The organism is Anaerococcus faecalis (assembly GCF_013371425.1).
Lineage (GTDB): Bacteria > Bacillota > Clostridia > Tissierellales > Peptoniphilaceae > Anaerococcus > Anaerococcus porci.
The window spans coordinates 1-12,321 of record NZ_JABVBA010000013.1 but is presented as its reverse complement, the minus strand read 5'-3'; the positions used below and the strand labels follow the sequence as shown (position 1 = coordinate 12,321).

The 12,321-nt window shown below is 33.4% G+C and carries 6 protein-coding genes; 3 read left to right on the top strand and 3 right to left on the bottom strand.

Annotated features, from left to right (window positions below; genetic code table 11):
- Window positions 1-7: 7 nt before the first annotated feature.
- The 3 genes from HV819_RS10235 to HV819_RS10225 all read right to left on the bottom strand — a co-directional run bounded on the left by HV819_RS10235 (window position 8) and on the right by HV819_RS10225 (window position 2,596).
- The gene (locus HV819_RS10235; protein WP_176270151.1) at window positions 8-1,855 is read right to left on the bottom strand and encodes a heavy metal translocating P-type ATPase; all 1,848 of its coding nucleotides are present in this window, start codon (window positions 1,853-1,855) and stop codon (window positions 8-10) included.
- The gene (locus HV819_RS10230; RefSeq protein WP_176270150.1) at window positions 1,856-2,077 is read right to left on the bottom strand and encodes a heavy-metal-associated domain-containing protein; all 222 of its coding nucleotides are present in this window, start codon (window positions 2,075-2,077) and stop codon (window positions 1,856-1,858) included.
- 213 nt (window positions 2,078-2,290) lie between these two features.
- Window positions 2,291-2,596, bottom strand: a complete 306-nt coding sequence (locus HV819_RS10225; protein ID WP_154540524.1) for an ArsR/SmtB family transcription factor — start codon at window positions 2,594-2,596, stop codon at window positions 2,291-2,293.
- Between the two features lie 176 nt (window positions 2,597-2,772).
- On the opposite strand from HV819_RS10225, the gene uvrB reads away from it, so the two are divergent.
- The 3 genes from uvrB to HV819_RS10210 form a co-directional block, all read left to right on the top strand.
- Window positions 2,773-4,755 carry an excinuclease ABC subunit UvrB gene (gene uvrB / locus HV819_RS10220; RefSeq protein WP_154540526.1) on the top strand — a complete coding sequence of 661 codons (1,983 nt, stop codon included), beginning with the start codon at window positions 2,773-2,775 and terminating at the stop codon, window positions 4,753-4,755.
- 1 nt (window position 4,756) lies between these two features.
- On the top strand, window positions 4,757-7,570 hold the full coding sequence (gene uvrA, locus HV819_RS10215; protein ID WP_176270149.1) for an excinuclease ABC subunit UvrA: 2,814 nt from the start codon (window positions 4,757-4,759) through the stop codon (window positions 7,568-7,570).
- Window positions 7,571-8,092: 522 nt separating this feature from the next.
- Window positions 8,093-12,321, top strand: a 4,229-nt coding sequence (locus HV819_RS10210; RefSeq protein WP_176270148.1) for a Rib/alpha-like domain-containing protein, incomplete at its 3' end; no start/stop codon positions are given.

Genomic DNA, 12,321 nt, shown 5'->3' with positions numbered 1-12,321 from the left:
AAAAATTTTATATTTTTTTATTTAAAATCCTCATAGCCCATAAGGTAGCTATAATAGAAACCCCAACATCTCCAAATACTGCAAGCCACATTGGAGCGTAACCAAATAGTCCTAGGATAAGTATTATTATTTTAGCTAAAAGTATGAAAGATAAGTTCTCTTTGGCAGTCTTATCGACTATTTTTGAAATCTTTATTAAATCTTTAATCTTTGAAACTTCTCCATTTACTATAAGTATATCTGATGCTTCTATAGCAAGATCTGATGCAGTTTGTCCCATAGAAATACCAACATCAGCACTTTTTAGAATAGGGCCATCATTTATACCATCACCCAAATATATAACAGAGTGTCCTTTTTTTTGTTCATCTCTCAAAAGCTCTAACTTTTCATCAGGAAGAAGTTTTGCACAATATCCTATTCCAAGTTCTTTAGCAACCTCTATAACTGCCTTTTCATCATCACCAGATAAAACAGCAATTTGATTGAAATTTTCCCTTATATCATCTATAGTTTCTTTAGCATCATCTTTTAACTTATCTTGTAAGATAATCTTACATACCAAAAGATTATTTATAGTCATATAAACAGCCTTGCCATTAGTATTATCAACTTCACCTACAAAGTCAGCAGATCCTATCTTTATTTCATTGTTTTCATAAGTTCTAGCCCAAACTCCCATGCCAATTATATTTTTACTAGCAATAAAATAGGAAGGATTATCGTTTCTGTTGAGGCTATTTACAATTGATTTTGCTATAGGATGATTTGAAAGTTTTTCAAGATTATATATATAATCAAGGATAAGATTTTTACTATAATCTGTGTAGTAGACTATAGTTTCTATATCAAACTCTCCTTTGGTTAAGGTACCTGTCTTGTCTGTAAAAAGGGTATCAGAATCCATAATCTTTTCAAAAAAATTGCTTCCCTTAAGAAGAATTTTATTCTTACTAGCAAGACCAAGTCCTGATATATAAGTTAAGGGAATCGAAATAACCAAGGCACAAGGACAGGCTATAATTAAAAATGTTCCAGCTCTTAGAAGATATTCCCTCAAACCAAATCCCAAAAGTGGTGGGATAATAGCGATAAAAGTCGCAAGAGCTACTACTATGGGAGTATATATTTTAGCAAATCTTGTAATAAGTCTTTCACTATCAGACTTCCTTTCATTAGATTCTTCGATAAGCTCAATAATTTTATTTGCAATAGAATCATCAAATACCTTGCTAGCCCTATATCTTATAATGCCACTTGAAAGAATTGAAGATGATAAAATTTTAGAACCACTTTTAATAGATTTTGGCAAAGACTCTCCTGTAAGAGAGGAAGTATCCAAAAGTCCCTCACCATCTATAACAATTCCATCAACAGCAATCTTTTCACCATCACTGGCAAGTATTATATCGCCTATTTCTATATCTTCTATGTCAACTTCTGTAAAAGTTCCATCAGGATTTACCTTTTGTGCCTTTTGGGGAACTATATCCATAAGGGATTTTATATTATCCCTAGACTTATCTGTAGCTATATCTTCAAAAACTTCTCCAAAAGAATAAAAAATCAACACAGCCAAGGCTTCTTCATATTGACCTAATAAAAATGCTATAAAAGTTGCTATCGTTATAAGAAAATTTTCATCCATACTATTGCCATGGGTGATTGAATAAATCCCTCTTTGAAAAATTCCCCCACCAAGTAGGAGGTAAACAATCAAAAAGCCCATAACAATAGAAAACTTCTTGCCTACATGACTATAATACCTATATAAAATAAAGCTAATAATAGTAAAAAACAAGAGTCTTAGAAGATTGACCTTGTTTTCTTTTGACATATTTTTGAAAACTTCCATTTAATAAACCAACTTTGCATCATATTCTATGGACTTTATAATCTTAGATGACTCTTCTAAAATATAGTCTATATCGACACCATCATCTAAATCAAGTTTCATCTTTTGGCTTATAAATGAAATATTTACATCCTTTACACCATCGAGTTTTTTTATTTTATCTTCCATCTTAGATGCACAAGAAGGACACCCTAAATTTTCTATTTTATATTTCTTTTTCATAATTGCTCCTAACTAAAACCTAGCTCATATAATGAAACAAAAGGGACATATCATTAAAAAAGCTAGATTTTTTAAAATTGAATTATATATATTTTAATAATTATGTGAAAATCATTGACTAAAATCGCTTAAATGCTTACAAAATTCATCTACTATTACTGCATAAGATAAAAATATTTGATTATTTTTATCAAATGAATATATAATGCTATATTATTTCTCCCATAAATGTTCAAGTCCCATTTTTATTATTGTCTTCACATGGTCATCTGCCAAAGAATATATCATTGACTGACCAGCTCTTTTTGAACTTATTAGGTTTGTTTCCTTTAAATATCTTAGTTGGTGGCTTATAGCAGATTGAGTCATTTCAAGTTCTGTTGAAATCGTATTTACATTTTTTCCTTCATCAAAGAGAGAATAGAGTATCCTTATTCTTGTTGAGTCAGAAAAAACTTTAAATAAATCCGCCAAATCAAACAAGTCATTGTCAGATATGTTTTTTAATAATTTTCCCATATTACATCCTTTCATATGAATATCTACCCATAAAAAATTATAGCAGAAAGTATGCTAATCGGCAAACTTGTCCAGTTTATAATCCCTAGTGAAAAGATTGAAATTAAACTATTAAAGTGTATACTAAATAGGACGATTAATGACTTATTATATTTATTTATATAAGGAAGTGTTATATGATAGAAAATAAATTTATCCTAAAATCAGACTATTCTCCAAAAGGAGATCAGCCTGAAGCTATAAAAAAACTTGTAAATGGATTAAAAAAAGGTAAAAAACACCAAATACTCCAAGGAGTTACAGGTTCAGGTAAGACCTTTACTATGGCTAACATTATTCAAGAGGTTCAAAAACCAACCTTGGTCCTTGCCCATAATAAGACACTTGCCTACCAATTGTTTACAGAATTTAAGGAATTTTTCCCAGACAATGCAGTAGAATATTTTGTATCCTACTACGATTACTACCAACCAGAAGCCTATGTTGCAGCAACTGATACCTACATAGCTAAGGACTCATCTATAAATGATGAGATTGACAAGCTTCGTCACTCGGCTACTATGAGCCTTTTTGAAAGGCGTGATGTAATAATAGTAGCAAGTGTATCTTGTATATATGGTTTGGGAGATCCTCAAGAATATAGAAAATTAGTCCTATCTCTTAGACCAAGTCAAGAGATAAGCCCAGAAGAAGTCATGAAAGAACTTATTGATAGGCAATTCGTAAGAAATGACTTTGACTTTTCTCGTGGAACATTTAGAAAAAGAGGAGATGTACTTGATATATTCCCAGCTGGAAATGATGAAAAAGCTATTAGAGTAGAATTTTTTGGTGATGAAATAGATAGGATTTCAGAATTTGATTCTCTAACAGGCAAAATCCAATCCCATATATCCCATGCCTACATCTATCCTGCAAGTCACTATGCTACAACAAGTGAGAAAGCAGAAGCTGCCATTGTTACTATAAAAGAAGAATTAAAAGAAAGGCTAGCTGAGCTTGAAAATGAAAATAAACTTGTAGAAGCCCAAAGACTTGAACAAAGAACAAACTATGATATAGAGATGCTTGAAGAGATAGGATTTTGTTCGGGTATAGAAAACTACTCAAGACATATGTCCCAAAGACCAGCAGGTTCAAGACCTTATACCCTTATAGACTACTTCCCAGATGACTTTATCCTTTTTGTAGACGAATCTCACGTATCAATTCCTCAAGTTGGAGGAATGTATGAAGGAGATAGGTCAAGGAAGCAAAACTTAGTAGATTATGGATTTAGACTTCCATCAGCCCTTGACAATAGACCACTAAAATTTCCTGAGTTTGAAGAACTCATAAAACAAGCAATTTACGTATCAGCAACACCAGGAGATTATGAACTTAGAAAAACTGGTGGAGAAGTTGTAGAGCAAATTATAAGACCAACAGGGCTTTTAGATCCTAAGATAGATGTAAGACCTGTTGAAAATCAAATAGATGATTTAATAGAAAATATATATAAAACTATAGAAAAAGAAGAAAGAGTCCTTGTTACTACTCTAACAAAAAGAATGGCAGAAGATTTGACAGACTATTTGTCAGAAAATGGAATCAAGGTAAAATACCTTCACTCAGATATAAAAACCATAGAACGTAGTGAAATAATAAGAGATTTGAGATTAGGAAAGTTTGATGTTTTAGTCGGAATAAACCTCCTTCGTGAAGGTCTTGACCTTCCAGAAGTTTCTCTTATAGCAATACTAGATGCAGACAAGGAAGGATTCTTAAGAAGCGAAACCTCTCTTATTCAAACTATAGGAAGAGCAGCAAGAAACTCAGAAGGTCATGTAATTATGTATGCAGACAAGATTACCAAATCTATGAAAAAGGCCATAGCCGAAACTGAAAGAAGAAGGTCCATCCAAAAAGACTTCAACAAAAAGCATGGTATAACTCCAACAACCATAAAGAAAAATATCTCGGAAATTATCCAAGTTACCAAGTCTGCTGAAGAAAAAGACCAAGAAATCAGAGATGAATTCTCATCAGATCAAATTGATACTATTCTAATCAATATGGAAGCAGAAATGTATAAAGCTGCGGAAGAATTAGACTTTGAAAGGGCAGCAAGGCTTCGTGATCAAATAACAAAGATGAAAAAACAGTTAGCAGAGGTGTAAAATGAGTGAAAATAAAATAGTAATAAGGGGAGCAAGAACAAATAACCTAAAAAATATAAATCTTACTCTTCCTCGTGATAAAATGATTGTATTTACTGGACTTTCCGGATCTGGAAAGTCCACTTTAGCCTTTGATACAATTTATGCTGAAGGTCAAAGAAGATATGTGGAGAGCCTATCTTCATATGCTAGGCAATTTTTGGGAAACCTAGATAAGGCTGATGTTGATTCTATAGAAGGGCTTTCCCCATCTATCTCAATAGATCAAAAAACAACAAACAGAAACCCAAGATCAACAGTGGCAACAGTTACAGAAATATACGACTATTATAGACTTTTATTTGCAAGGATAGGCGATCCTTACTGCCCAGTTTGTGGTAAAAAAATAGAGGCCCAATCTATAGATCAAATGGTAGATAGGATTCTAAAATTAGATGATAAAACTCGTATTCAAATCCTTGCTCCAGTAGTAAGGGGAAAAAAGGGGCAACACAAAAAAAAGCTTGAAAATATTCAAAAAATGGGATATGTAAGGGTTATGATAGATGGACAGCCTTATGAGATAGAAGATGATATAGAACTTTCTAAAACCAAAAAACATGACATATCTATAATAGTAGATAGGATAGTAATAAAAGAAGGCATAGAATCAAGACTTGCAGATAGCTTAGAAACATCCCTCAAGCTTACAGAAGGTTTAGTTGAGATAAATGTTATAGGGGGAGATGACTTTATGCTTTCATCAAAACTTGCTTGTCCAGATGGTCATGTTTCCTTACCAGAGATTACACCAAATATGTTCTCCTTTAATGCACCCCAAGGTATGTGCCCTGAGTGTAATGGATTAGGTTTTCACCTACAAATCGACCCAGAGCTTGTAATACCAGACAAGAGCCTATCCATAAACCAAGGAGCCATAGACCCATATGCCACAAGTGCTAAGGGAACTTATTATAATGAAATGATAAAAGCCATAGCTCAAAATCATAACTTTGACCTTGATGAACCAATTAAAAATGCTCCAAAGGAAATGATAGATGAAATACTTTATGGAACAAAAAAGGAAATTTCCTTTATGTTTGACAGTCATTTTTCGGGTAGAAAAAGATTCACAGGACATTTTGAAGGAGCGATAAAAAACCTATCCGATAGGTATGAAAGGACAAACTCAGATACCCAAAAGAAAAGAATGAGAGATTTTATGAGTGAAGAAGAATGTAAGACTTGCCATGGGGCAAGACTTAAACCTGAAATTCTTTCTATAAAGGTAGGAGAGATGTCTATATCAGATATAGCTAATATGTCTGTGGATAAAACAATAGAGTTTTTTGATAATTTAAAACTTGAACTAATGAAAGCAAAGATTGCAGAACTTATAATAAATGAGATAAAGGCAAGACTTAAATTTTTGCAAGATGTTGGCCTAGGCTACCTATCCTTATCAAGGTCTGCGGCAACCCTTTCAGGAGGGGAAAGTCAAAGAATAAGACTTGCAACCCAAATAGGCTCAGGACTTGTAGGAGTATGCTATGTATTGGATGAGCCTTCCATAGGGCTTCACCAAAGAGATAATAATAAATTGATTAAAGCTTTAAGAGATTTAACAGATATAGGAAACACACTAATAATAGTAGAACATGATGAAGATACCATGAAGGCTGCGGACTATCTTGTAGATATAGGACCAGAAGCAGGTGTTCATGGTGGACAGATAGTTGCCAAGGGTAGTCTAGAAGATATAGAAAATGAAAAAAGATCTATAACAGGAGCCTACCTATCAGGCAAAAAGAAGATTCCAGTACCAGAAAAAAGAAGAAATTGGAATAAGTATATAGAAGTTAAAAATGCTAGAGAAAATAACCTTAAAGGCATAGATGTAAAATTTCCCTTATCAACATTTACAGCAGTAACAGGAGTATCAGGCTCTGGAAAATCATCCCTAGTAAATGAAATACTTTATAAATCAATAACAAAAAAGTTAAATAAGACAAAAACCCACCCAGGAAAACACGATTCAATAGAAGGGGTTGATCAAATTGATAAAATTATATCTATAGACCAATCCCCAATAGGAAGAACCCCAAGGTCAAACCCTGCAACCTACACCAAACTCTTCGACAATATAAGAGATGTTTTTGCTATGACCAATGAGGCCAAGATGAAAGGCTACGACAAGGGAAGATTCTCCTTTAACGTAAAGGGAGGAAGGTGCGAAGCTTGTAAGGGTGATGGAACAATAAAAGTAGACATGATGTTCTTGCCAGATGTATATGTACCATGTGAAGTATGTCATGGTAAAAGATACAATCGTGAAACCCTTGAAGTAAAATACAAGGGAAAAGACATATCAGAAGTCTTAGATATGACAGTAGAAGATGCTCTTAAATTTTTTGAAAACCATCCATCTATAATAAGAAAACTACAAACCCTTTATGATGTAGGACTAGGCTATATAAAATTAGGACAACCATCCACAGAACTTTCAGGAGGAGAGGCTCAAAGAGTAAAACTTGCATCAGAACTTGCAAAGAGATCAACCGGTCAAACCTTATACATCCTAGATGAACCAACGACAGGACTTCATATGGCAGATGTCCATAAACTTATAGAAGTTTTAAATAGGTTGGTAGAGCAAAATAATACAGTACTAGTAATAGAACACAACCTAGATGTAATAAAAGTAGCTGACTATATAATAGATTTAGGACCAGAAGGTGGCGATGGTGGTGGAAGCTTAGTAGCAAGTGGAACACCAGAAGAGATAGCCAAGTGTAAAAAATCATATACAGGACAATTTCTTAAAAAAGTCTTATAGAACTAAACGCCTTAGGGCGTTTTTTCTATATTCATATAGAATTTTAAAAGCACAATCTTTATACAAATTATAAAGAGGAATATAAGTAAAATTAAAATTTTTATATAAAATAAATAATTATTCATTGACTTAAAACATAATCTATAAATAAAATAATCATAAAAATAATCTTATCAATAAACATCTCGAAATATCAAATAAATCTTTTGTAAATAAATATGAATAAAATAAGCATATTTTTTTCAAAAACTTAAAACTTGCAATAATCATTAAAAATATTTGGTTTAAACTTATATAATGTGGTATAATCTTTTAAAGAAATAAGGCGTTAGGATAGCTAAATTATCTTATAAATCATGATAAGATTATTATTGACTATCACTGACAATACCCAATATTTCTTATAAAATATTTATAAATAATATCTACCAAAGTCAATTTGGATATAATTAACCTATTATATCTAAAATTAGATTAAAGTAGATATTATTAAAGTTATCTTAAAGATAAGAAAGGAAAAATATGAAAAATTTGAGAGGATTTGAGGAAGTTATTAAAAATAATAAGTCTAAAAATCAAAACAAAAAACCTAAATATGCAATGAGGAAACTAACGGTGGGCTTAGTATCTTGTATGATGGGTTACTTAATAGCTTTCACTCCATCAGTTTCTAATGCTGCAGAAGTTGGAACAGAAAATGTAGCACCAAAAGAAGCAGCACCAGAAGAAACTAATGCAGGGGTAGAAGGGGATCAAACGCCAAAAGAAGCGATTTCACCAGCTGGAGAAACTAGTGAAGCAACATCAGCTAATCCAACCACAGAGAAAGCTGTTGCTCCTAACAAAGACAGTCAACCAGCAGGAGAGCTTAATACAAGTAAGGAAAATGCCCCACAAGCTGAAACAGCAAGTGGAGAAGTAGTTAAAAAACAAGCTGATAGTTTTAATGCAAGCATTAAAGATATAACAGTTAAAGAAAATCAAGAAATAAACTACAAAGATGCTGTTGAAAACCTACCACAAGATGCCAAACTTGAAGTACTTACTCCAGCAAAAACAGACAATATTGGAGAAAGTATAGCTAAGGCTAAAATAGTATTTTCAGATGGTTCTGAAAAAGAAATTAAAATAAAAGTTACAGTTGAAGCTAACGATGAGTTATCTGCTAATAGCCAAGCTACAGAAGCAACAACTGAATCTGCTGGTTCAAATGTTGCAAAAAGAAGAGTGCCAAGAGCCGCTTCAATGATAGCAAATAATACAGATGGAATAGCTACAAGAGAAGCTGCTGCTCCTGAAGATACTACTACAGATAAAAATGCCAAAAATGCTGTTCATGGATATGTAGGAGTTCAATCATCAGGAGACATAAACCTAAATTTAGGATCCGCTACAGGTGGAGCATTTACTCCAGTTGAAGGCGTAAGAGTATATTTCCAATGGTTTGAAAATGGTGGCTATGTTTCCCCAACCTATACAACAGTATCAGGTCCTGATGGAAGGATACACTTGGCTATTAAGCCATTCTTGGCTGCAGATGGAAAAATCATTAAATTTGACGCTGATCCAACAGTATCAGGAGGAAATGAAAGATATAAGTTTTGGGTAGATGAAAAAACAATTCCTGAAAAATATCAACTCCAATATATTATAGGCGAAAATGTTGTAATACCAGATGCGGGACTTCCAATAACACAAGGTGGAGCTAGTTCAGATACTGTATCAAACACTCATAATAACTGGAAAGTTCTTCTTATGGAAAAACCAAAAGAAGATATGCATAAGGAAGCTACACCAACTGAAGTTAGAGCTGATGGTGGTTTTGTAGAAGGAACAGTAAGCTATGATTATAATTCAGGAATTGGTGGAGTTCAATGGAATACTGTAGCTGATAAGACTTCTCCAGCACAAGGTGTTACAGTAAAGGCATCATATCTTTCTGATTATGCTTTAAAGCAAATCTATAGTGAAGATACTGTAGCTAGAATGAGTTTAAGGTCAGTTGATGATATACGTGGAAGTGGATGGACAAAAGCATTAGAAAACCAACTTCAAGATTGGATAAAAACCCAAATCGCAACTGATCCTGATAGATGGATTGCAGAAACAGTTTCTGCCCAAACAAATGCTGAAGGTAAGTATTTGATTCAATTCAAGGGAACTTGGGGTGATTATAAAAATGCAGATGCTGGTAAAAAAGAATATACCTATAAAGTAGGGGATCCTTCAAGTGGACAAATTTGGAATAGGTGGACTGATGAGCAAATTGCAAGACTTGGACAAGTTGCAGATTCTGCAAGCGAAGGTGGTTTTACAACATCTGCTACAACAAACCAAAAGAAGCATGTAAATTATGATTGGCTATTTGTATCATTAGAAGGTGCAGATAACTTACGTGAGATGACTCCATATAATAATAACCAATATACACTTATGCATAATACCTATGGTATCCATAGTGGATGGTCAGGAGTAGGATTTAGCACTGGAGTTACAAATGCGACAAACTCTTCCTTAAGAGCAGACTTTGCCCTAGCACCAGCTGAAATTAAATTTAATATCGTAAACTATGATGCAGGAGCAAATACCGCAACACCAGGAGATATTGCAAAAACATCTACTCAAGGTCTACCATATTCTAATACACCAGATTCATTTAGAATAGTTTGGTATGATGAAAAGGGAGCTGAAGTTAAGTCAGAAGATATTTCAAAACCAAATTCTCTAGGAGCATTACCAGAAGCAACACTTGATACAAGTGGAGTTAAAGAGAACAAACTTTATACTGCAAAACTTTATAGGGTTGACTCAAGAGGTAACAACGCAGAGCTTTTAGCTGTAGATTCATTTGCAGTTATAGTGGATAAATATATTGGTTCAGTATATGATGATTTTACCCATGATACTAAGGGTACAAAAGGTGCAACATTTAGTGCTCAAGGATTACCTAATGGTTTAGAGATAGATAGCAATACTGGAATTATTAGTGGTAAACCAACTGAAGCTGGAAAATTTGATGTGACAGTTACAACAACTGTAAATGATCAATCAGGAGCTCTTTCAGCTAATAGAACATATAGTTATTTAATAACTGATTCACCAGTTCCAGAAGGAATGGTTGGAAAAGAATACAATCAAACTGTAAGTCCAAAAGCAATTGACGGTTATGTATTTAAAAATGTTAAAGTTGAATTGACAAGTGCAATAGCAGGTCTTACAGCTGAAAATAATACTATATCAGGAACACCAACAGTTGCTGTTGATGCAGATCAAGAAAAAACTAATGTTGATGTAACATATGATATATATAAATTAAATGATAATAATGAAGAAGTTCTATTTGCAGAAGGACATGTAGATCATGTACCATTAGTAATAAAACAAGCTGATAAAGCAACTTCATATGAGCCTCACTATGAAGAAACACAAGCAAAAGTAGGAGAAGAAGTTACAACTAATGTTCCAAGCTTTACAGATATTGAAAATGCTCCAACTCCAATACCAGACGGAACAAAATTTGAATTAGGTGATAACCCACCAGCTAATGCTAGTGTTAATCCTCTAACAGGTGCTGTAACATATACACCAAGTGCAGGAGATGCAGGAAAAACTATAAATGTTCCAGTAAAAGTAATTTATTCAGACGACACAACAGATACTACAACAGCAAAAATCAACGTAGAAAAATTAGACGACATAATTGAAGTAACAGACCCTAATCAAGAAACACCACAAGGATATGTAAGAGTAACACTTGAAAGTGGAAAAAATATTGCTAGTATTACTGGAACACAAGCTTATGATGTCAAAAATGATGGAACTGTTAAATATTCTGATCTAATAAATGAGATTACTAAAGATGGTTCTAAGACTACAATAAATGTTGATCCTATAACTGGTAGAAACTCTTTAGAGTGGTCAGTAGATGGTAAAGAAGTAGTTCCAACTGATTATCCAACAACAGATACTACACTTAAAGTCAGCGCTAAAGATGCCTATGCTCCAAAGGGAACTGAACAAACTGTACAAAAGGGAGCTGTGGTTGATGCCAAAGATTCAATAGCAAATAAGGATACACTTCCTGAAGGAACAACATACGAATTTGTAGATGATAAAGGAGATCCGATTACTCCAGATACAAATTCAATTGGAGAAAAGGATGTAAATGTTAAAGTAACTTATCCAAATCCAACAGAAAATGGTGGACCAACAATTGTTAAGACAAAGATTAACGTAATAGAAGAAAAAACAGAAGCTGAAAAGAATCCAGCAGTAGCTCCAGAAAAGACAACTGTTGAAAACAAAGAGAAATTAACACCGGAAGAAAAGCAAGAAGTTGAAGCAAAAGTTAAGAAATCAAATCCAGAAGCAACAAAAGTAGAAGTTAAAGACGATGGAAGCGTAACATTAACTTACAAAGATAATTCAACAAATACTCTAACACCGGAACAAACAATAGTTGAGAGAGAAAAAACAACAGTAGAAGGCGAACCAACAGAAGTTAACCCTACTAACGAAGAACAAAAAACAGGTTTAACAGTTAAAAACCAAGATGAAACTACACCAACAACAGTAACAGCCAAAGATGAAGACGGAACAGAAATTCCAGTAAAAGTCGATCCAGAAACAGGAGAAATCAAGGTAACACCAGGAACAAATGTAGATGGACCAATAACTGTTACAATTCAAGACGATGACTTCAAGACAGAAGACAATCCAAAGGGAGAAATCACAAAAGAAGTTCCAGTAAC